This is a genomic window from Gordonia polyisoprenivorans NBRC 16320 = JCM 10675 (genome assembly GCF_000241325.1).
GTDB lineage: Bacteria > Actinomycetota > Actinomycetes > Mycobacteriales > Mycobacteriaceae > Gordonia > Gordonia polyisoprenivorans.
This window is the reverse complement of sequence record NZ_BAEI01000070.1, coordinates 59,815-81,947: the sequence shown is the minus strand read 5'-3', so window position 1 is coordinate 81,947 and position 22,133 is coordinate 59,815. Positions and strand designations below refer to the sequence as shown.

19 protein-coding genes and 2 tRNA genes are annotated in these 22,133 nt (G+C 67.3%); 4 read left to right on the top strand and 17 right to left on the bottom strand.

Translation table 11 applies throughout. The annotated features are described in order from the left end of the window. Positions 1–99: 99 nt before the first annotated feature. From rpmA to GOPIP_RS18350, 15 genes are all read right to left on the bottom strand, one after another. Positions 100–363, bottom strand: coding sequence for a 50S ribosomal protein L27 (rpmA, locus tag GOPIP_RS18420; RefSeq protein ID WP_006371275.1), 264 nt, complete (start codon positions 361–363; stop codon positions 100–102). A 34-nt stretch (positions 364–397) separates the two neighbouring features. Then, complete coding sequence (rplU, locus tag GOPIP_RS18415) at positions 398–709, bottom strand: 50S ribosomal protein L21 (protein WP_006371274.1); 312 nt, start codon at positions 707–709, stop codon at positions 398–400. 301 nt (positions 710–1,010) lie between these two features. Beyond that, the gene (locus GOPIP_RS18410; RefSeq protein ID WP_006371273.1) at positions 1,011–4,538 is read right to left on the bottom strand and encodes a translation initiation factor IF-2 N-terminal domain-containing protein; all 3,528 of its coding nucleotides are present in this window, start codon (positions 4,536–4,538) and stop codon (positions 1,011–1,013) included. Positions 4,539–4,961: 423 nt separating this feature from the next. Further along, positions 4,962–5,378: a nucleoside-diphosphate kinase gene (ndk, locus tag GOPIP_RS18405; RefSeq protein WP_006371272.1), complete on the bottom strand. Its 417-nt coding sequence runs from the start codon at positions 5,376–5,378 to the stop codon at positions 4,962–4,964. A gap of 32 nt (positions 5,379–5,410) precedes the next feature. Next, positions 5,411–5,896 carry a hypothetical protein gene (locus GOPIP_RS18400; protein ID WP_006371271.1) on the bottom strand — a complete coding sequence of 162 codons (486 nt, stop codon included), beginning with the start codon at positions 5,894–5,896 and terminating at the stop codon, positions 5,411–5,413. 266 nt (positions 5,897–6,162) lie between these two features. Continuing rightward, positions 6,163–7,050 carry an undecaprenyl-diphosphate phosphatase gene (locus tag GOPIP_RS18395; RefSeq protein ID WP_006371270.1) on the bottom strand — a complete coding sequence of 296 codons (888 nt, stop codon included), beginning with the start codon at positions 7,048–7,050 and terminating at the stop codon, positions 6,163–6,165. A 123-nt stretch (positions 7,051–7,173) separates the two neighbouring features. Then, positions 7,174–7,575, bottom strand: coding sequence for a DUF4233 domain-containing protein (locus GOPIP_RS18390; RefSeq protein ID WP_006371269.1), 402 nt, complete (start codon positions 7,573–7,575; stop codon positions 7,174–7,176). Then, positions 7,572–9,038 (bottom strand): bifunctional tetrahydrofolate synthase/dihydrofolate synthase, encoded by a 1,467-nt coding sequence (gene folC / locus GOPIP_RS18385; protein ID WP_210739342.1) that lies wholly within the window; start codon positions 9,036–9,038, stop codon positions 7,572–7,574. Before folC ends, GOPIP_RS18390 begins: the two co-directional genes overlap by 4 nt. Positions 9,039–9,205: 167 nt before the next feature. Beyond that, the gene (locus GOPIP_RS18380; RefSeq protein ID WP_006371267.1) at positions 9,206–11,851 is read right to left on the bottom strand and encodes a valine--tRNA ligase; all 2,646 of its coding nucleotides are present in this window, start codon (positions 11,849–11,851) and stop codon (positions 9,206–9,208) included. 88 nt (positions 11,852–11,939) lie between these two features. Next, positions 11,940–12,560, bottom strand: coding sequence for a molybdenum cofactor guanylyltransferase (locus GOPIP_RS18375; protein WP_035728418.1), 621 nt, complete (start codon positions 12,558–12,560; stop codon positions 11,940–11,942). A 199-nt stretch (positions 12,561–12,759) separates the two neighbouring features. Then, positions 12,760–14,040, bottom strand: coding sequence for an ATP-dependent Clp protease ATP-binding subunit ClpX (gene clpX / locus GOPIP_RS18370; RefSeq protein ID WP_006371265.1), 1,281 nt, complete (start codon positions 14,038–14,040; stop codon positions 12,760–12,762). A gap of 281 nt (positions 14,041–14,321) precedes the next feature. Next, positions 14,322–15,017: an ATP-dependent Clp protease proteolytic subunit gene (locus GOPIP_RS18365; RefSeq protein ID WP_006371264.1), complete on the bottom strand. Its 696-nt coding sequence runs from the start codon at positions 15,015–15,017 to the stop codon at positions 14,322–14,324. Between the two features lie 53 nt (positions 15,018–15,070). Next, positions 15,071–15,646 (bottom strand): ATP-dependent Clp protease proteolytic subunit, encoded by a 576-nt coding sequence (locus tag GOPIP_RS18360; RefSeq protein ID WP_006371263.1) that lies wholly within the window; start codon positions 15,644–15,646, stop codon positions 15,071–15,073. A 397-nt stretch (positions 15,647–16,043) separates the two neighbouring features. Further along, entirely contained in the window at positions 16,044–17,471 is a 1,428-nt protein-coding gene (gene tig / locus GOPIP_RS18355) for a trigger factor (protein ID WP_006371262.1), read from the bottom strand. A 96-nt stretch (positions 17,472–17,567) separates the two neighbouring features. Next, positions 17,568–17,641 (bottom strand) — tRNA-Pro (locus GOPIP_RS18350). 231 nt (positions 17,642–17,872) lie between these two features. On the opposite strand from GOPIP_RS18350, the gene GOPIP_RS18340 reads away from it, so the two are divergent. Then, a tRNA-Gly gene (locus tag GOPIP_RS18340) sits at positions 17,873–17,943 on the top strand. 83 nt (positions 17,944–18,026) lie between these two features. Here GOPIP_RS18340 and GOPIP_RS18335 read toward each other — a convergent pair. Together GOPIP_RS18335 and GOPIP_RS18330 are read right to left on the bottom strand one after the other, a co-directional pair. Beyond that, positions 18,027–18,692: a response regulator transcription factor gene (locus GOPIP_RS18335; protein WP_006371261.1), complete on the bottom strand. Its 666-nt coding sequence runs from the start codon at positions 18,690–18,692 to the stop codon at positions 18,027–18,029. After that, entirely contained in the window at positions 18,692–19,999 is a 1,308-nt protein-coding gene (locus tag GOPIP_RS18330) for a sensor histidine kinase (RefSeq protein ID WP_006371260.1), read from the bottom strand. The genes GOPIP_RS18335 and GOPIP_RS18330 overlap by 1 nt, the downstream gene beginning before the upstream one ends. A gap of 170 nt (positions 20,000–20,169) precedes the next feature. Between GOPIP_RS18330 and GOPIP_RS18325 the strand changes: the two genes are divergently transcribed. The 3 genes from GOPIP_RS18325 to GOPIP_RS29175 all read left to right on the top strand — a co-directional run bounded on the left by GOPIP_RS18325 (position 20,170) and on the right by GOPIP_RS29175 (position 22,109). Then, positions 20,170–20,397 carry a hypothetical protein gene (locus GOPIP_RS18325; RefSeq protein WP_006371259.1) on the top strand — a complete coding sequence of 76 codons (228 nt, stop codon included), beginning with the start codon at positions 20,170–20,172 and terminating at the stop codon, positions 20,395–20,397. Continuing rightward, entirely contained in the window at positions 20,394–21,857 is a 1,464-nt protein-coding gene (locus GOPIP_RS18320) for a cytochrome P450 (RefSeq protein WP_006371258.1), read from the top strand. Before GOPIP_RS18325 ends, GOPIP_RS18320 begins: the two co-directional genes overlap by 4 nt. A gap of 66 nt (positions 21,858–21,923) precedes the next feature. Then, positions 21,924–22,109, top strand: a complete 186-nt coding sequence (locus GOPIP_RS29175) for a hypothetical protein (RefSeq protein WP_035734553.1) — start codon at positions 21,924–21,926, stop codon at positions 22,107–22,109. The last annotated feature ends 24 nt before the right edge of the window (positions 22,110–22,133 follow it).

Sequence of the window (22,133 nt, the reverse complement as noted above, 5' to 3'; positions counted from 1 at the left end):
GTGACAAACAACGGTGACAAACAACAAGGGCGGGCCGGGTGCGTGATGCCCCTGCCCGCCCTGTCGAAGAGCTCTGGTGGTTCTCGTGAACCGCTCGGGTCAGGCCTGAGCGGTCTCCGGAACGATGTTCACGGTCTTGCGGCCCCGCTTGGTGCCGAACTCGACCGCACCCGACGCGAGCGCGAACAGGGTGTCGTCGCCGCCACGGCCGACATTGACGCCGGGGTGGAACTTGGTGCCACGCTGACGGATCAGGATCTCGCCGGCGCTGACCTGCTGGCCGCCGAAGCGCTTGACGCCGAGCCGCTGGGCGTTGGAATCGCGACCGTTGCGCGAGCTGGACGCGCCCTTCTTGTGTGCCATGTGTCAGTCCTCCTGGGTAACGCTGAGACGAGAATTACTTGATGCCGGTGACCTTGAGGACCGTCAGCTTCTGACGGTGACCCTGGCGCTTGTGGTAGCCGGTCTTGTTCTTGAACTTGTGGATGCGGATCTTCGGGCCCTTGACGTGCTCGACGATCTCACCGGTGACCGAGATCTTCGCGAGCTTGTCGGCATCGGTGGTGAGCTCGGAGCCGTCGACGACCAGCGCCACCGGCAGGTTCACGGTGGTGCCCGGCTCGCTGTCGATCTTCTCGACCTTCACAATGTCGCCCTGAGCGACCTTGTACTGCTTACCGCCGGTCTTGACGATCGCGTACGTTGCCATCGAAGCTGTCCTCTTGTTCATCATCTCGGGCCGTGTTACGCATGTGCGTCCACGGGTGTGTGGGTGTGTGCATCCGGCGTGGGCCGTGCGAAACCCAGCGGCTACACCGGGATTGCATCAGATCACTCCGAAGGGCCTGCCGTGGAGGGAGTTCCCGGCCGGTGCCACCCCGTCCGGGATGGTGATCCCTTCGGGACTCGGCACAGCTCGAACCCTCCGCCAGAGGCGACCAATCAAGGTTACGGGAGCCGGTCCGGTCAGGTCAAACTCGCCTCACCGGGTCCGGTACCCGCCGCCGGGCCTACTCGTCGGCGGGCGGACCGGCCGGACGACCCGCAGCCCGACGCCGCGGCCGCTGCCGGACCGCGACAGCGGTCTCGGCCGTCTCGGTGATCGGGCCGAACGTGGTCAGGGGCTTGGCCGGGGGCTTGACCGAGGCGTCCGCGACGACCATCGCCGGCGCCTCCGACGTCGTCGTCGGCGATGCGGCGCGACGTGCGGCGCGTCGCCTGCCCCGACGGGCCGACGCGGGTTGCGCCACATTCTCGGGTTCAGCACTCACCGTGACCTCGCCGTTGGTCGATGCGCGCCCGGTGGCGTCGGTCGACGACACGGTGTCGGTGGCATCGTCTGTGTCGGTGGCACTCTCGGCCGCGGTGTCGGTTCCCTCCGAAGCCGCGACGTCGGCCTCCTCCGGTTCCGGTGTGTCGGTTCTCTCCGGAGCATTCTGCGGTCGGTGTCGAGAGGTCGTCGCGGCCTCGTGACCGTCATGATCCTCGTGGACCAGACCGTCATGATCCTCGTCGCCGTCGTGGGCGTGCGCCGCCATCGCTCGGAACATCGGGTGTTCGGCCGGATTGTGGGCGGGTTTGTGTTGCTCGGCGGGCTGCTCGGGCTTGCGCTTGCCGCGACGCGACTTCTTCGACCCGGCGTCGGCACGCCCCGCGTCGTCGGTCCGGACCTCCACCGGCGCGGAATGCACGATCACACCGCGGCCACCACAGGCGGTGCAGGTGGTCGAAAACGCTTCCAGCAGACCGGTTCCCAGTCGTTTGCGAGTCATCTGCACCAGGCCGAGCGAGGTCACCTCGGACACCTGGTGACGGGTGCGATCACGCGCCAGGGCCTCGGTGAGACGGCGCAACACCAGATCGCGGTTGGATTCGAGGACCATGTCGATGAAGTCGACGATGATCATGCCGCCGATGTCGCGAAGCCGCATCTGCCGCACGATCTCCTCGGCCGCCTCGAGGTTGTTACGGGTCACCGTCTCCTCGAGGTTGCCGCCTGCGCCGGTGAACTTGCCGGTGTTGACGTCGATGACCGTCATGGCCTCGGTGTGCTCGATGATCAGCGTGCCACCCGAGGGCAGCCAGATCTTGCGGTCGAGCGCCTTGGCGAGTTGCTCGTCGATCCGGTGCACCACGAAGGAGTCCGGCGCGTCGGCGTGGGAGCGCTCGAACTTCTCGACCCGCTCGAGCAGGTCGGGAGCGACCGAACTGACGTAGCCCTCCACGAGGTTCCACGCCTTGTCACCCTCGATGACGAGCTTGCGGAAGTCCTCGTTGAACAGGTCACGGACGACCCGCACCAGTAGGTCGGGTTCCTCGTACAGTGCCCGCGGATTCTGCGAGCCGTTGTTCTTCTTGCCGTCGGACTTCGCGTCGGAGACCGCGGACTCGATCGCCTTCCACTTGGACTCGAGACGTTCGATGTCGGCGGCGAGATCGTCGGCGCTGACCCCCTCCGATGCGGTGCGGATGATCACGCCGGCGTCGTCGGGGACGAGTTTGGCGAGGATCTGCTTGAGACGCTTGCGCTCGACGTCGGGCAGCTTGCGGCTGATGCCGGTCGACGAACCGCCCGGCACGTACACCAGATAACGCCCGGCCAGCGAGATCTGCGTCGTCAGACGAGCACCCTTGTGACCCACCGGGTCCTTGCTGACCTGCACGACCACATTGTCACCGGGTGACAGTGCCTGCTCGATCTTGCGGGACCCGCCGTCGAGGCCCGCGGCATCCCAGTTGACCTCACCGGCGTAGAGGACACCGTTGCGTCCGCGTCCGATGTCGACGAACGCGGCCTCCATGCCGGGGAGCACATTCTGTACGCGTCCGAGATAGATGTTGCCGACCATCGACGACGACGTCTCGGTGGTGACGAAATGTTCGACGAGGACGCCGTCCTCGAGCACCGCGACCTGCGTGTAGTCCTCGATCGCCGCGGGATCGGCGTAATCGGTGGTGTGCAGCGAACTGTTGGCGCTGCGTTCACGCACCACCATGACCCGCTCGACGGCCTCGCGGCGCGCGAGGAACTCCGACTCACTCAGGATCGGTGGCCGACGGCGACCGGCGTCGCGGCCGTCCCGACGACGCTGACGCTTGGCCTCGAGCCGCGTCGACCCGGAGATGCCCTGCACCTCGTCGCGGACCCGCTTGCTGCGCGGCTCACGCTCGTGCACCACGGTGTTCGGCGGATCGTCGGCTGCCACATCCTCGGCCTCGCCGCCACCCTTGCGTCGACGCCGGCGACGGCGCCGCTTGGAGGTCGGCACCGTGGAGTCGTCGCCATCATCCGACTCGTCGTCGGTATCGGCGTCCTCGGCGGACTCCGCCGTGTCATCGTCGGTAGGGTTCTTGTCGTCACCCTTGCCCCTGGCCTTGTCGGCTCCGCCCCGGTCAGGCCCCGATCCGTCGCTTCCGGAGCCGTCGGCTTTCGATCCGTCGGCCTTGGTGCCGTCCTTCTTGCCGGACTTCTTCCCCGATTTCTTGCCGGATCCCGACTGCTGCTTGTCGGCCGACGATGTACCGGTCGCACCGGAGTCGTCGGACGAATCGGCGGAGTCGCCCTCACGCGACGACAGATCGGTGGAATCGGAGTCGTCGTCCTGCGATCCGGAGTCCTCCGGCGAGTCCGTACGATCGACCTGATCGCCGCGACCGCGACCGCGACCGCGACGTCCACGCCGGCGCCTGCGGTTACGCCCGCCTTCACCCGACGAATCGTCCTCGGAACCGTCGTCGTCGGACTGATCATCGGTATCGGTGGCGGTATCCGCCCGGTTCGTCGATTCGGTCTTCGCCGATTCGGTCTTCGTGGAGTCGGTCTTCGTGGAGTCTGGGCTCGAAGTGCGTGCCGATCGGGACGGCGCGGGAGTCGAGGTGTCCGGCTGCAGGAACAAGGGGCCCGCCGCGACCTCACCGGTCGCCTGGACGGGCGCATGACTGTCGACGTCGGCCGCGGAGAACAACATCGGCACGTCCGACTGCGGCGGCGCTGCTGTGTCGGGCGCTGCAGTGTCGGGCGCTGCAGTGTCGGGCGCTGCAGTGTCATCGGCCGGCGACTCGGATGTCGCTGCCTCACCCGCCGGAGTCTCTTCGGCAGGCGTGTCTTCGGCCGGTGTCTCTTCGGCGGGGGCTTCCGCCACCTCGGTGTCGGCGACAGCGGTCTCGGCCACAGCGGTCTCGGCCACATCGGACTCGGTGACATCGGACTCGGTGACAGAGGCCACCGGCTCCTCCACCGCGGCCACGGTCGGCTCCACGTGCGGGGTCTCGACCTGGGTTGCCTCGGCCGGCGGTGTGGCCGCGTCGGCGGGCGGCTCGGTCTCGCGCACGCGTTGCGCGACCGCCTGGGCCATCTCCCGCTCGACGCTCGATTGCGGGCTACGGGTGTGCCAGCCCAACTCGGCGAGGTGCGCGAGCACCTGGCGACTGGTCAGGCCGAGCACTCGGGCGAGTGCGTGCACACGAAGCTTGCTGGGAAAATCTTCCACCGGATCCGACGCTGCGTTCGCGTCAGCCGGTGACCCGTTGTCGGTCACTCGTGTCTCCTCGAACCCCCGGGCGCGTCCATACGACGCGGCCACGCGAGGGCCTCTGCTGTGTGTCCCGGCCTTCGGCCGGTGTTGTGTGGTCTGCGCGCCCCCTCGGCTCGATCGGAGCTGCGGGGCGCTCTTGCTGGGTCGATGGGTTACGGCGGTCCACCCTCCACGCCATCACGAAGGCTGTGGCCTGCCGGCGGATCGCCGTCGGCGACCCACCGCAATGGGGAGGGCGGGTGGGCGGGCACTCACCGCCCCGGTCATCTCGACCGGGACTTTCGTGCTGGTCCGACCCGTTTCCGAACGTCATCGGCGTTGTCATGGACAAAGTGTGTCCGTGATAACCCCACAAGTATCCCACACCGCGGGCCGACGCCGGCACTCATGTGGGTGCACGCGCGTCGGCCCGGGAGGTTGCGAGGGTCAGGCGTCGAGGTCGGGGAACCAGATCGCGATCTCCCGCTCGGCCGATTCGGGAGAATCCGAGCCGTGGACGAGATTGTTCTGGGTGCTCAGCGCGAAATCCCCGCGGATGGTCCCCGGTACCGCCTTCTCGACGGGGTCGGTGCCGCCGGCGATCTGCCGCCAGGCCGCAACCGCGCGCGGTCCCTCGACGACGGCGGCAACGAGCGGCGCCGAGGTGATGAACTCCAGCAGTGCCGGGAAGAAGGGCTTGCCCTCGTGTTCGGCGTAGTGCCGGCGGGCCAGCTCGTCGTCGACCGTCTTGAGTTCGAGCGCCACGAGGGTCAGGCCCTTGCGTTCGATACGGGCGAGGATGTCGCCCACCAGGGCGCGGGCAACACCGTCGGGCTTGATCAGTACCAGTGTCCGTTCAGTCACGAGCACACCTTATCGGCGCGACGGTCGCACTCCTACGGGCAGTACTGCCCCGACACGGCGTAGAAGCCGTAATCGAACAACCCACCCGAGGTCGATCGCGGATCGACGATCACCTGCACGCATCCCTTCGGGTCGGCCAGCGCACCCTTGACGGCCAGATCGAGGTTCTTGGCCAGCGCCATGTTCGCCGGACGGTACTGCTCCGGAACCGGCAGAGCGGCGATCGCCTCGGCGGTCTTCATCGACGCCATGCGCTTGGTGAGGTCGTGGGTGGCGAGGTAACCGAAGGAACCGGTGGGCACAGGCATCGGCGGTCCGGCCTCGGGGACGTCGACGAGGAGTACCTGCGTGTTGGGAGCCGGCTGGGCCGGTGTGGGCGCCGCCGACGACGGAGCCGCTGTGGTCATGACCGCGGTACCGGCTGCCGCCACCGCCAGGAGTGCGAGGGCGCCGTGTCTGGCGACCGACCGTGCCCGGGTCTCGTTGGTGGTGCGGTGACAGGCGCGGTCGATGATCACGCGGCTCCTTCTGGGTTGTGTTGTGGTGCGGCGGAGACGAGGCGCCGCCGCCGCCGGATGCAGGTCGGCCGGAGTCGTCGAGGATATCGCCGACCACTCGACGGTCTCGACCCGACAGGGTCTGGTGAGTGATCGATAAGGGAATCGCGGGCCCCGGCGCGACTTCGCGTAATTCTGCAAGAGGACTGAGCGCAAGAACACCCCATCGAGGTCACGATTGGGCACCGATCGTCGGCCGAACGGACGACACGCGCCCGAGGGCGCGGTCAGGCGAAGTGAACGATGCTGATCGCGCCGGCCAGAACGCAATAGACCACGAACGGGTACAGCGTGCGGGTGTGGAACCAGCGGGCGAGAAAGGCCACGGCCGCGAGCGCCGCGACGAACGCGCAGAGCGAACCCACGAGGACCTGCCCACCGATGCCGTGTCCCTCGGGCCCGAACAACTCCGGGATCTTCAGCAGGCCGGCCGCCAAGATGACGGGGGTGGCCAGCAGGAACGCGAACTTCGCCGCGTCCTCGTGCACCAGGCGGCGCAGGAGACCACCGGAGATCGTCACACCGGATCGGGAGATGCCCGGGAGCAGCGCCAGGATCTGGCATGCGCCGATGCCGACGGCCTCCCACATCGTCAGCGACGTCATCGCCCGATCATTGCCGGAGGGCTGCGCGGCGTGGCGTCCGGCGGCTGTGCGACGCCGCAGCAGTTCGGCCGTCAGCAGCACGAGACCGTTGAGGAACAAGAAGATCGACGCGGCGAGCGGGGTGGCGAACACCACCCGCAGCGGTTTCTCGGCGATCAGACCGACGATCCCCACCGGGATCGTGCCGACGATGATCAGCCACGCCAGGCGCGCGTCGTCACCCTCGATGGAACGGTGCCGCAGCGACGAGATGAACCCACCCACGATTCGGACCCAGTCACGCCAATAGAACAGAACGAGCGCCACGGCGGTCGCGACGTGCAGCGCCACGACGAACGCCAGGAACGGAGTGTGTCCGGCGCTGTCGGATTCGGTGACCAACTTCTCCCAATCACCCCCGAGCCAGGCGGGAACCAGGATCGAATGCCCCAGGCTCGAGACCGGGAACAACTCGGTCACACCTTGCAACAGACCCATCACAATGGCCTGGGGATAGGTCAGATCGCTCACCGTTGGCTCATCCTCTCGTCATCTCGACGCGCCAACAGTACCCAACGGCGACCGACGAAACACGTTGCGCCACAGAGAATTACGGACATTTCTGGCAGATCGGCCGGAGTGACGCGGCGACCGTCACGAGTCGATCGGCTCCTGACCGGCCAACCGCCCCTCCCGCATACGTCGGGCGACATCGGCGCGGACATAGCGGATGTAGAGCCATACGAACAGGAACAACAGCCCGACGATGGCGATCGACCAGTGGAATACCCCACCGATGATCACCAGGATCTGCAGGCCGATGTCGATCTCGAGAGCCCGCCGTCGCCCCTGCATCCCGCAGGCGAGGATCATCAGGAGCGTGACCACGCCGAGGTAGATCCCGGACACCCAGGTCAGTCCCGGACCGATCTTCGCGACGATCGGAAAGGTGAGGACCATGACGATGACCTCGAGGACCAGCGTGCCGGCCATGACGCCGCGCAGGCCGCGCCAGGGATCGGTGGCCGGCGCGGTGAAGCCGGGATGCTCACTCATGCGGGCTCCTTGCCGAAAAGGGTTCGCCCGGCGCCTGCGGTGACCACCGAACCGGTGATGATCACACCCGCCCCGGACACCGGCTCGCCGTCGGATTCCTCGGCGAGCGCGATGGCCGCGGCCACCGCGTCGGGCAGGAACGGCTCGACGGTGACACGGTCCTCGCCGAAGACCTCGCGGGCGATCTCGGCCAGATCCTCGGCGTCGAGCGCCCGCGGTGAGCCGTTGTTGGTGACGACGACGTGATCGAGGACGGGCTCGAGCGCGGCCAGTACCCCTTCGGCGTCCTTGTCCCCGAGCACACCGACGACCCCGACGAGCCGCCGGAAATCGAATTCGTCGGTCAACGCGTGCGCGAGCGCCGCCGCGCCATGCGGATTGTGCGCGGCGTCGACGAACACGCTCGGCGCGCTGCGCACCCGCTCGAGCCGTCCCGGGCTGCTGACGGAGGCGAAACCCGCACGGACGGCGTCGATGTCGAGCTGGCGGTCGGGCCCGGCACCGAAGAACGCCTCGACCGCGGCGAGTGCGAGCGCGGCGTTGGCGGCCTGATGCTCGCCGTGCAGCGGCAAGAAGATTTCTTCGTAGACACCGCCGAGCCCCTGGATGCGCAGCATCTGCCCGCCGACGGCGGTGACCGCGTCGAGGACCGCGAATTCGGAGTTCTGCCGGGCGACGATCGTGCCCTTGTCCACACTCTCGCGCAGCAGCACCTCCATCACCTCCGGCTGCTGTGGGGCGATGACGGTCACCGGATCGGTCACGACGAGATCGTCCTTGGCGCGCTTGATGATCCCGGCCTTCTCCCCCGCGATCGCCGCCAGCGAGTCACCGAGGTAATCGGCGTGATCCATCGCGATCGGGGTGATCACCGCGACCGCACCGTCGACGACGTTGGTCGCATCCCAGCGGCCACCCATTCCGGTCTCGACGACGGCCACATCGATGGGAGCCTCGGCGAAGTAGGCGTAGGCGATCGCGGTGAGCACCTCGAACTTACTCATCCGTGGACCCTCGGCGGCGGTCGACGAGTCGTCGACCATGGTGATGTACGGCTCGAGATCGCGGTAGGTGTCGATGTAGGCGCGCGCCGAGATGGGTTGTCCGTCAACGGCGATCCGCTCGGTCACCCGCTGCAGATGCGGGCTGGTGATGCGTCCGGTACGCCGGTGCAACGCGACGAGCAGCGCGTCGATCATCCGGGTCACCGACGTCTTGCCGTTGGTCCCGGCGACGTGGATCGCCGGGTAGGCGTGCTGCGGCGAGCCCAGCAGATCCATCAACGCCGCGATGCGCGTCAGCGACGGCTCGATCTTCGTCTCGGGCCAGCGCGTATCGAGGTCGGCCTCCACCTCGGCGAGTTCGGCGAGGTCGGCCGCACTGTCCCCCGCGGTCAGCGGCGCACGATCGCGGGCGTCGGCGGCGGTTTCCTCGTCGTCGGTCAGCAGGGAGGCGAGATCCATCCGGTCGGGAGCGACGTCGTCGGGTCCGAAGTCGTCGGGTCCGGGGTCGTCGGGCTCGATGTCACCCGCATCCTCCCACCCGGCGAAGTCGGCGGCGGTGAAGATCGGTTCGTCGTCGGAGCCGTCGGCCGCATCGTCGTGGTCGGGGTCGGACCCGTTGTGGCGGGTCACGATCCGCCCAGTGATGCCAGTTTGGCGGTGAGCCGCTGCACCTCTTCGCCGGCGATCTGTTGGCGCGCGCGGATCTTTTCCACCACTGCCTCCGGCGCCTTCGCGAGGAACTGCTCGTTGCCCAACTTCGCGGTGGTCTGAGCCAGTTCTTTCTCCGCGGCGGCGAGATCCTTCTCCGCACGCTTCCGCTCGGCCTCCACGTCGACGGTGCCCGACGTGTCGATCTCGACCTTGACCGTTGCCGCACTCAGGCGCACCTCGAGGTCGGCGGTCGCGGCGAACTCCGCTCCCGGCTCCTCCAGCCGGGCCAGCGCGGCCATGTATCCGGTGAGTCCGGCCAATCCGGCGTCGTCGAGGTGGGCGAACCGCACCGGAACCTTCTGCCCCGGCTTGAGGCCCTGATCGCTGCGGAAACGTCGCACCTCGGTGATCAGCTTCTGGAGATCCTCGACGGTGGTCGCCGCCTCGGTGTCGGTCGGTCGGCCCGAGGCCGTCGGCCACGGCGCGATCACCAACGACTCGCCGCCGGTCAACGACGTCCACAGGACCTCGGTGACGAACGGCATCACCGGCGAGAGTGCGCGCAACAACGGGTCGAGTACCGCGCCGAGGACCAGACGTGTTGTCTGCGAACGCTTCTCGTCGTTATCTGCGAACTGCACCTTGGCCAGTTCCAGATACCAGTCGCAGAACTCGTCCCAGGCGAAGTGATAGAGCGCCTCACAGGCCTTGGAGAACTCGTACGACTCGAAGCCCGCGTCGACCTCGGCGAGCACCTCGTCGAGGCGCGACAGGATCCACCGGTCGGCGATCGTCAGATCCGCCGGGGCCGGCAGCTCGCCGAGCTCGGCCCCGTTCATCAGCGCGAACTTGGTCGCGTTGAACAGCTTGGTCGCGAAGTTGCGCGAGGACTGCGCGTGGTCCTCGCCGACGGAGATGTCGCTGCCCGGATTCGCCCCGCGCGCCAGCGTGAAACGCAACGCATCGGCGCCGAACCGCTCGACCCAGTCCAGCGGATCGATGCCGTTGCCCTTGGACTTGCTCATCTTGCGGCCGTGCTCATCGCGCACGAGGCCGTGCAGGAACAGATTGTGGAACGGCACGCGGCGCTGCGGCCCGAGGTCGGCACCGACGTAGGTACCGAACATCATCATCCGCGCCACCCAGAAGAACAGGATGTCGTATCCGGTGACGAGAACCGAAGTGGGATAGAACTTCTCGAGGTCGGCGGTCTGCTCGGGCCAGCCCAGGGTGGAGAACGGCCACAGCCCCGAGGAGAACCAGGTGTCGAGGACGTCGGTCTCCTGGGTGTATCCGACGGGCGGTGCCTCGTCGGGTCCGACGCACACCACCTCGCCGTCGGGGCCGTACCAGATCGGGATCCGGTGGCCCCACCACAGCTGCCGAGAGATGCACCAGTCGTGCATGTTGTCGACCCAGCCGAACCAGCGCGGCTCCATCGACGACGGGTGGATCACCGTCGACCCGTCGCGGACGGCATCGCCGGCGGCCTTGGCCAGGGGTTCGACCTTGACCCACCACTGCATCGACAACCGCGGCTCGATCGGCTCACCGGTGCGCTCGGAATGTCCGACGCTGTGCAGGTAGGGCCGGACCTCCTTGACGATGCGTCCCTGCTCGGCGAGGGCCTCGCGCACCTTGACCCGCGCTTCGAAGCGGTCCATGCCGTCGAATTGCGTTCCGGTGCCGTATATCCGGGCTTCCTCATCGAGGATGGTCGGCATCGGGAGGTCGTGGCGCTGGCCGATCGCGAAGTCGTTGGGGTCGTGGGCGGGGGTGATCTTGACCGCGCCACTGCCGAACTCCGGGTCCACGTAGTCGTCGGCGATGACCGGGATGGTGCGCTCGACGAAGGGGTGGGCCAGTTCGGTCCCGATCAGGTGCGCATAGCGTTCGTCGTCGGGGTGCACCGCGATCGCGGTGTCGCCGAGCATCGTCTCCAGGCGCGTGGTGGCCACCACGATGTGGGGCTCGGCGTCGTCGAGCGAGCCGTAGCGGAAGCTGACCAGTTCGCCCTCGACGTCGGCGTAGCTGACCTCGATGTCGCTGACGGCGGTCTTGAGGACCGGCGACCAGTTCACCAGGCGTTCGGCCTGGTAGATGAGCCCGTCGTCGTACATCTTCTTGAACATCGTCTGCACCGCGCGGGACAGTCCGTCGTCCATGGTGAAGCGTTCCCGGCTCCAGTCGACGCTGTCACCGAGCCGGCGCATCTGCTCGCCGATGTTGCCGCCGATCGCGGCCTTCTCGGTCCACACGCGATCGATGAACGCCTCGCGGCCGAGGTCGTCGCGGGTCAGACCCTCACCGGCGAGTTTGCGCTCGACCATGGTCTGCATGGCGATCGCCGCGTGGTCCATTCCGGGCAGCCAGAGCACCTCGTAGCCCTGCATCCGACGGCGCCGCGAGAGCGCATCCATCAGGACGTGCTCGTAGGCGTGCCCCATGTGCAGGGAGCCGTTGACGTTGGGCGGCGGGATGACGATCGAGAACGGTGGCTTCTCACCGGCCGCGTCCGCGGTGAAATAGCCTGCGTCCACCCATCGCCGGTACAGCGCTGCCTCATGTTCGGCGGGGTCCCAGGACTTCGGCAGCTCGCGGGAGGAATCGGGTGTGGTCACCCCCCAATCTTAGGGAATGCTGCCGACGCTCCCGCGCCCCCTGCCCGCCGCGGCGGGTGCGCACCGCCGTGGCGCCACCGCGTGGTCGCTACGGCGCGAGCGCGCGCAGGCGGTGCAGGTCCTCGGGAGCGTTGACGTTGATCAGCCATGACGGGTCGCTCACCGTGATCCGGCGGGTCACCAGGGCATCGAGCGCTGCGGTCATCCGACGCTCGCCGGACTCGACCAGAGCGGCCACCGTGCTTGCGGCGCCCACCCGATAGATGGCCGCCATGGGGTGATCACGGTCGGCGTCGTGGGCGACGACCGCCTCGGTCGATTCGGTCATGGCCGCCGACAGTTCGGCCACCAGCCCCGGTGCGATCATCGGCATGTCGGTGGCGCACACGAACGCCATCTCGGCACCGTGCTCACCGGCGGTCGCCAACCCGGCCGCAAGACCGCCGAGCGGTCCTGCCCCCTGCTGCTCGCCGGTGACCCACTGGGCCGGCGGACCACCCGTGCCATGCAGTTCCTGATACGCCGGGGAGCCGGTGGACGCGGCGACGAACACCCCGCAGTCGCAGCAGCCGTTGAGGACCTCGACGATGCTTGCCAGCATCGGCTGTCCTTCCCAATCCATCGCCGCCTTGTTGTGGCCCATTCGCCTGGAGCGTCCGCCGGCCAGGACCAGTCCGGCCAGATGTCGATCGTTCGTCTGCGCTGTCATGGGTCCAGTCTGGGCGATGACCACCGCGCCTGGTGTCGAGATCGCGATACCGGTGTCGCCCAACGGGAATTGAGCCCAACGGAATTGAACCCGGTGGAGTTCAGCCCAGTGGGATTTGGCCGCATCCCCCCACACGCCGACGCTCCCGTCCGGAAGATTCCGGACGGGAGCGTCGGCGTCAGAGGGAGTGGTGTGCGTGTCAGGCGCTCTTGTCGCGCCGTTCGTCGTCGCTCTCGGCACGCGGAACGATCGTCGGGAGCACGTTGTCGTTCACCGTCTCGGCGGTGACGACGACCTTCTCGACGTCGGTGCGGCTCGGGATGTCGTACATCACCGGGAGCAGCACCTCTTCCATGATCGCGCGAAGACCGCGCGCCCCGGTGCCCCGATGGATGGCCTGATCGGCGATCGCCTCGAGTGCATCGGCGCTGAACTCGAGTTCGACGTTGTCCATCTCGAAAAGCTTGGTGTACTGCTTGACCAGCGCGTTTTTCGGTTCGGACAGAATCGACACGAGCGATTCCTTGTCCAGATTGGTCACCGACGCGATGATCGGCAGACGACCGATGAACTCCGGGATCAGCCCGAACTTGATGAGGTCCTCGGGCATCACCTCGGCGAAGTGATCGGTGACGTCCACATCGTTCTTGGAGGCCACCTCGTTGCCGAAACCGATGCCGCGCTTGCCGATTCGCTCGGAGATCACCTTCTCCAGGCCGGCGAAGGCGCCCGCCACGATGAACAACACGTTGGTGGTGTCGATCTGGATGAACTCCTGATGCGGATGCTTGCGTCCACCCTGCGGCGGCACCGATGCCTGTGTCCCCTCGAGGATCTTCAGCAACGCCTGCTGCACGCCCTCACCGGAGACGTCGCGCGTGATCGACGGGTTCTCGCTCTTGCGGGCGATCTTGTCGACCTCGTCGATGTAGATGATGCCGGTCTCGGCGCGCTTGACGTCGTAGTCGGCGGCCTGGATGAGCTTGAGGAGGATGTTCTCGACGTCCTCCCCGACGTACCCGGCCTCGGTGAGCGCCGTGGCGTCGGCGATCGCGAACGGGACGTTGAGCATCTTGGCGAGCGTCTGCGCGAGGTAGGTCTTGCCGCAACCGGTCGGGCCGAGCATGAGGATGTTGGACTTCATCAGCTCGACGGTCTCACCGCCACGAGCCTCTTTCTTCTCCCCGGCCTGGATGCGCTTGTAATGGTTGTAGACGGCCACTGCGAGCGTGCGCTTGGCCGTGTCCTGACCGATCACATAGTTCTCGAGGAATTCCTTGATCTCGGCGGGCTTGGGCAGCTCGTCGAGTTTCACGTCGCCGTTCTCGGCGAGTTCTTCCTCGATGATCTCGTTGCACAGGTCGATGCACTCGTCGCAGATGTACACGCCGGGACCGGCGATGAGCTTTTTGACCTGCTTCTGACTCTTTCCGCAGAAGGAGCACTTCAGCAGATCGCCACCGTCTCCGATTCGTGCCATCGTGTGCTGTACCTACTTCCTCGATGTTGCCTGGCTGCCGGGGGTCGTCGCCGCCACCGGATCGGCGACGATGGGGCAGTCGCGGCGCGGACGATCATGGCGTGCGACCAATACCGTGCTCGAACGGGCTCGCCACGAGTGTTCGCCCTCCCGACGGTACCCGCGCACGCCCGTTACTTCGACCGCTTGGGCCAAATGTCGCGAGAATGTCGTCCGGTCGGCCGCCCGGGACACCCCCGACGGCTCGACCGCACCACATGGGTGCCGGTGATGGACGCCGGCTACTTCTTCATGGACTTCTTGCGGTACTCGAACACCTCGTCCACGATGCCGTACTCCTTCGCGGCGTCGGCGGTGAGGATGTTGTCCCGATCGGTGTCCTTGCGGATCTTCTCGGCCGGCTGGCCGGTGTGCGAGGCCAGGATCTCGTCGAGCCGGTTGCGGATGCGCTCGATCTCGGCCGCCTGGATCTCGAGGTCGGAGACCTGTCCCTGGTAGGCACCACCGGTGCGTGGCTGGTGGATCAGGATCGTCGCGTTCGGCAGGGCCGCGCGCTTACCGGGCGTGCCGCCGGCGAGCAGGATCGCCGCCGCCGATGCCGCCTCGCCGAGGCACACGGTCACGATGTCGCAGTGCACGTACTGCATCGTGTCGTAGATGGCGAGCATGTCGGGCACACTGCCACCGGGTGAATTGATGTACATCGTGATGTCGCGGTCGGGGTCCTGCGACTCGAGGACCAGCAGCTGCGCCATCACGTCATTGGCAACGGTCTGGTCGATCGGCGTGCCGACGAAGACGATCCGCTCCTCGAAGAGCTTGGCGTACGGGTCGTACTGACGCTGGCCGTTGGGAGTGTGCTCGATGAACTGCGGAAGGATGTAGCGCGCCTCGATCGCCTTCAGCGCCAGCGCCGAGGCCGGGATTCCGGCGGCCACGTCGGCAGGCAGGGCGTCGGTGGTCAGATTGTGGGTCATTTCTGCTCCGTGAGGTTGGGATACGACGAATGGTCTGTGGAGGGTCCGGCGCGTCAGTTGACCGGCACCGCGCGCGTGATCACGTGGTCGACCAGTCCGTACGCCTTGGCCTCCTCGGCGGTGAACCATTTGTCGCGGTCGGCGTCGGCCTCGATCTTCTCCAGCGGCTGCCCACTGAACTCGGCGTTGAGCCGGTTCATCTCCTTCTTCGTCGCCGCGAACTGCTCGGCCTGGATGGCGATGTCGGCCGCGGTACCACCGATACCCGCCGACGGCTGGTGCATCATGATCCGCGAGTGCGGGAGCGCGTGGCGCTTACCGGGCGCGCCCGCGGCCAGCAGGAACTGGCCCATCGACGCGGCCATCCCCATCGCGTAGGTGGCGACGTCGCATTCGGCGAGCTGCATGGTGTCGAAGATCGCCATCCCCGCGGTCACCGACCCACCGGGTGAGTTGATGTAGAGGTGGATGTCCTTGGTCGGATCCTCGGCGGCGAGCAGCAGGATCTGCGCGCACAGCCGGTTGGCGATGTCGTCGTCGACCTGCGTACCGAGGAAGATGATGCGCTCACGCAGCAGTCGCTCGAACACCGAATCGGTGAGATTGAGCCCGGCGACTCCCGAGCTCATCGAAGGAGTGCGGCTCATCGAAGGGATGTCATCAGTCGGCTTGCTCACGATTCCTACCTTTACCTGTCGGTGTGGTGCCGGGTCGGGGGCAACCCGACCGGCGTCGTGCGGGTCTACTCGACCCGCACGCGTTACGTTGATGCTCGTTACTTGCTACTCGTTTGTCCGGTGCCGTCTGCCGCGTCGGCTGTTGTTGGTCCCATCCCGGAATCTGTCGTTCGGCGTATTCGTTCCGGCGTTTTCGTTCCGGCGTTGTCACCGACACTAACCAATGCATTGCGTCCGGCACTCCCGGTGGCGCCGTACTTCGCTCACAGCAGAACACGGCACACGTCGGCGTGTCAGACGCGAACAGCCGGAGTCCATCGCTGGAATCCGGCTGTTCGTGGGGACGAGATCAGGCGTCGTCGCCCTTGGCGTCTGCGCTCTTGGCGTCGGTGTTGTCGGCGTCAGAGCTCTCGGTGTCGCCGGCAGCATCGTCGGCTGCGGCCGAATCGTCCACCTCGTCCTCACCATAGAACTCTGCGAGGTCGATCGAGTTGCCATCCGAGTCGGTGACGCTGAACTTCCGGATGACGTCACCGAGCGCCTTGTTGCGGCGAACATCGGCGTAGACCGCACCGAGCTGGTTGGCCTGCGTCAGTTGCTGGATGAAGTCCTGCGGCGCGATCCCGTAGCGCTGTGCGGAGAACAGGATCTGCTGGGTCAGCTCGTCCTGGCCGACGACGGTCTCGAGCTGATCGGCGATCGCATCGAGCAGCAGCTCGGTGCGCACCGACTTCTCCGCGCTCTCGCGGGCCTCGGCTTCGAAGGCCTCGCGTGTGGTGCCCTGGGCCTCGAGTAGCTGGGCGAACACCGCCTCGTCGTGGCCGATGCTGTGCAACACCTGCTCGAGCTGCGACTCGACCTGCGACTCGACGACCTTCTCCGGCAAGGGGACGTCGACCTTGGCGAGCAGCTCGTCGACCACGGCGTCGCGGATCTGGTTGGCCTGCTCGAGCTTCTTGGACTGATCGACGCGCTCGGCGAGCGAGGCGCGCAGTTCGTCGACGGTGTCGAACTCGCTGGCCATCTGCGCGAACTCGTCGTCGAGTTCCGGCAGCTCACGCTCTTTGACGGAGTTGACCGTCACCGTCACCTGGGCTTCTTCCCCGGCATGGTCGCCGGCAACGAGCTTGGTGGTGAAGACCTTCGATTCTCCGGCCTTGAGCCCGACGAGGGCTTCGTCGAGTCCGTCGACGAGGTCACCGGAACCGACCTCGTGCGAGAGGCCCTCGGTGGAGGCTTCCTCGACGGCCTCGCCGTTCACACTGGCCGCCAGGTCGATGGACACCATGTCGCCGTTCTGGGCGGCGCGGTCGACACCGGCGAGGGTGCCGAAGCGGCTCCGCAGTTGCTCGATCTGCTCGTCCACGGCGTTCTCGTCGTCGACGACGGCGGGCACCTCGACCGAGAGGGTCGAGAAGTCCGGGAGCTCGAGCTCGGGACGGACGTCGACCTCGGCCGAGAAGGTGATCGTCTCGCCGTACTTGAGTTCCTCGAGATCGATCTCGGGCTGGCCGATCGCCTTGGTGTCGGTCTCGGCGACCGCCTGGCTGTACTTGCCCGGCAGCGCATCGTTGACGACCTGCGCGAGGATCGAGTCGCGGCCGACGCGGGCCTCGATCAACTTGGCGGGCGCCTTGCCCGGACGGAATCCGGGGATGCGGATCTGCTGGGCCAGGGACTTGAACGCCCGATCGAAATCGCCCGAGAGCTCCTCGAACGGTACTTCCACGTTGAGCTTCACCCGGGTGGGGCTCAGCTGCTCGACGGTGCTCTTCACGCTTGGAATGCTCCTATTTCTCGCGTTGCGGACGTCATGTGCGTCGTGACCCGGTCTGACGGGCCAGGCCGTTGCTGTCGTTCGGTCGGTACAGAGTCGGGATGACAGGATTTGAACCTGCGACCCTCCGCTCCCAAAGCGGATGCGCTACCAAGCTGCGCCACATCCCGGCGCCCGCATCGCGGCAACGCCACCGGGGTGGGGATGCGCGGACAGGACCGACCGATGATCTTACGGGTCACCCTCCATGAGACGAAACCCGGCCACCCGGATCGCCCCGCGCATGATCTCTCGGATTCGCCGCAGAGGGGCGATTTCGGTTCGGGCACACCGAGCAGGTACAGTCTCATGCGCACCACAGCGGGTTCCGGCAACACCGGCAAGCACCGCTGACGGGGCACGCGGGTGTAGCTCAATGGTAGAGCCCTAGTCTTCCAAACTAGCTACGCGGGTTCGATTCCCGTCACCCGCTCGCGATCACGAGAGCCCGGCATGCCGCACGTGTCGGGCTCTCGGCGTCTCGCGCCTCACCGGCCTCTTATCTGATCTCTCACGTCACCGACGGGGCTCGACGATCCCGTGGTCGAAGGCGTAGACCACAGCAGCGGCTCGGTCGCGGACGCCGAGTTTGGTGAAGATCTTGCCGATGTGGCTCTTCACGGTCACCACCGAGATCACGAGTTCCGCGGCGATCTCGTCGTTGGTGAGCCCCCGTCCGATGAGGCCGAGAACGGTCAGCTCCCGCGAGGTCAGACCGTCGGGGGCCGCCTGCGGTGCGGTGGGTCCGGGCGCACTGCGATAGGTGTCGAGGACATGTGCGGTCACCGCGGGGTCGAGGACGGCCTCACCCTGCGCCACGAGACGCACCGCCCGGATGAGCTCCTCGGCCGGCGAATCCTTGAGCACGAATCCCGCCGCGCCGGCCCGCAATGCCCCGGACAGCAGTTGCTCGTCGCGGAAGGTGGTGAGGACCAGCACCGGCGGCGACACGTGACCGCTTCCGAGATCGTCGCGGAGTCGTCGGGTTGCCTCCACTCCCCCGATCCTGCGCATCCGGAGATCCATCACGACGACGTCGGGTCGGTGCCGGAGGACCATGTCGGACACCTCGTCGCCGTCGGAGCATTCGGCGACCACCTCGAAGCCGTCCCGCGGCCGCAGGATGCGGCGCAGTCCCGCCCGCACCAGGTCCTGGTCGTCGACCAGGGCAACCCGGGTCATCACCGTGGCCCGCTCACCGGTGAGCCGTTCGGTCGAGTCACCGGCATCGACCCGAAAGTCGTTGGTGGACAAGGCGTCTCAACCGATACCTGCGGACCACTGGCGGCATCGACGAGACCTGCATCGGAACATTCGACCGCCGCCCCCGGAAACCGGGCATCCACACACCAGTGTCCGTCCACCACCCTCGTCACGAAGATGCCTCCGCAGTTTTCGACCCGCGAGGCCATTCCCGAGAGCCCGGAGCCACCGCGTGCCCGGCGCGCGTCGGCGGTCACCGGATTGCGGACGCGCACGACGAGAGCGCCACCGGGCTCGGGCCCGACCCGAACGGTGACAGTGCCGTGGGGCGCATGCCGTGCCGCGTTCGACAATGATTCCTGGACGACGCGATAGACGGCCAATCCGGTTCCGCCGGTGATCGTTTCGGGATCTCCGACGATCTCGGCGTCGAGATCGACTCCGGCCCTGCGGAATCCGTCGACGAGGTCGGGAAGGTCGGCGAAGCCCGGCTGCGGGGTGGACGACTCGGCGTCGGAGGTGCGGAGCAACTCCACCGTGCGTCGCACGTCTTGCATCGTCGCGCGGCCCACCTGTTCGGCGTCGACGAGTGCATCGACGGCTTCGGCGACGTCGTCGTGTTCCTGCAACGCCCGTCGGGCGGCGGTGACGTTGAGCATCATGATGCTCAACGAGTGTGCGAGAACGTCGTGCACCTCGCCGGCGATCTCGGCGCGATCGAGTGCCATCTGCTGTTCCTGGGCGCGCCGTTCCGCAGTCAGCAGGAGTAGCTGTTTCTGTAGCAGATAGCCGACCACGCCGCCGAAGCCGACCATGAGGACGAACAACCACGCCTGGGCGATGACCCCGGCCAGTCCGCCACCGATCGCGGTCGCCGACAGGGCGATCGTCGAGATGATCGCCTCCCGTCGGGTGGCCACCGCGGCGGTGATCGTCGCACACAGTGGAAGCAACAGTGTGGCCACATCGACCTCGACGGGAACCTGCCAGAAGCACACCACCGCCGCGAGTGTGAATGCGGGCAGCCCGAGAATCCACGGCTTCCAGCGGAGAATGCTGGGCTGCCACCCGCGGTAGAGGCACGCGAGGTGCGGTCCGAGGGCCAGCACCACGGCCGCCGCGATCGGAATCCACTGCGTGCCGGACGGGCCGACGACCACGCGCTGCACGACCGCCGCGACGGTGAGCGTGAACACACCGAGGTCGGAGATCAGCATGTAACTCGTCGGGTAATCGAACCCGAAGATCACCAGGGCGTGCCGGTAGTGGGCCTCCAACCAGCGCATTCGCCCAGCCTATCGCCGCCGCCGCGTTTGCACATCCACCCACGGTCGGAGGTCGCCTCCACCCCGAGTAGGTCGACAAAGATCCGCCTGCGGGGCGCTGACCAGGGAGTTCGATCTCCATAGCGTGAGTGGTACCCGGATTGACCGGGTTCATCGGACGAGGAGCAACCATGCTGATCCTGCTGATCGCCGCCGCCACCCTCATGACCCTCTTCTGGCTCTTGCACAGCCCTGATGACATGAACTTCCGTGGCCGTGAAACCTCCATCGCCTATGCGGCACGAGAGAACCGCGCACGTTCGGCACGCCGACCCCGACCGTCGCGGGTGCGCACGGCACCCCGGTCGTCGATGCCGCGGCCGCCGGGTGCGACCCGACCGGCGGGGGCCTGCGCATGACCGCATCGACCGAGTACCACCCCGCGCTCACCGAGCGGTGGTTCGACGCCGCCCCGGACGCGGCGTCGGGGTTGGTATCGACGTGCGCCGAGGCGGGACCGCTGAGCGCGTCGGACGCCGACGCCCTACCGGCACCGCCGACGCCCCGTCGCGCAACGGTCCGCAACGCGCTGCGATTCGCCCGTCGCGAGGGGGATGTGGTGTTCGCCGACGCGGCGCGATGTGGCGACGTGCTCACCTACGATCTGCCCGGCGCGCCCGGACGGTTGGTGGTGATCTCCGATCCCGCTCACGTCCGCTCGGTACTGACGGCCGATCCGGCGATCGCCCCCTCGGCGACGCGGCTGTCACCGTTGCGGCCGATCGTCGGTCCCGACTCGGTGCTCACCACCCTCGCCGAGCAGCACCGCAGGCAACGGACGGCACTGCTGCCGTCATTCCATCGCACCTCGGTCGCGCGGTGCACAGATGTGATCGAACAGGCTTCGGCGGCGCATCTCGATCGCTGGCCGACAAACCGCCGGGTCCGGGTCGACCGCATCGCCCAGGCGATCACCCTCGACGTCATCATGGCCGTGATCTTCGGCATCCACGCCGCCGACGGCGTCCTCACCGACGATGTTCCCGACGTGGCGACCACTGCCGAGCGGCACCTCCGCGACGCCACCCGGCGCTTCCTGCGCTGGTCGTCGTCGGCGGTCGGTACCGTCGCGCAATTGCTCAACGCCTCGCATCCGGAGCCCGTCGGCCTGCTCGCGTGGGGTGTTCGGCACCTGGATGCGGCGATCGCAGGGGTGATCGCCGAACGTCGCGCCGACGGCCACGCCAGTGACGACGATGTGATGTCGGCATTGCTGGCGGCGCGTGCCACCGACGGACTCCCGTTGTCCGACAGCGAGATCCGCGACGAGCTCGTGTCACTGCTGCTCGCCGGTCACGAAACCACGGCCACCACGATCGCCTGGGCCTTCGAACGCCTCACCCGTCACCCCGAGGTGTATGCGCAGGCTCGCTCGGCCGCCGCCGAGGGCGACGACGAGTTCGTGGGCGCGGTGATCACCGAGACGATGCGGTGCCGCCCGGTGGTGCCGTCGGTCGCGCGGGAACTGCAGCGCCCGTGGCGATTCGGCACCCACCGCTGCGAGTCCGGAGACATCGCCGTGGTGAGCACCCTGCTCCTGCACCATCGCGACGACCTCTATCCCCATCCCTTCGATTTCCGGCCGGACCGGTTCATCGGCACCCGGACCGACCCTATGACGCTGCTGCCCTTCGGCGGCGGAAACCGTCGTTGCCTCGGCGCCCACCTGGCGATGACCGAGCTCCAGATCGTCGTGGGCGACATCCTGCGGCGGGTCGAACTGGAGACCCACGACCGCCCCGCGGAACGCCCCCGCTACCGCAACGTCACGATGATCCCCGCCCGTGGCGGAACCGTCCGGGCACTCTCGGTCGACTGATCTCGCCACCGCAACCCGCACCTCACGGACATGTGATCTTCGCCACATCGCGCGTAGCCTGGGGACATGTCTTCCAGTCACGTCAAGAGTCAGCGCAAGTGCCCGTCATGCGGGGCGAATCTCCATGTCCGCAAGGACGTCACCGAGACCACCGGCGGAAATCGGCGGGTCGACACCATGCTCGTGTGCCGTGACGAAGCCTGCTCCGAGCCGGCCCGTCACCTGCACACAGAACATCTCCAGCCCGCCTGAGCAACCGCCCGCGAGCTCGCGGGT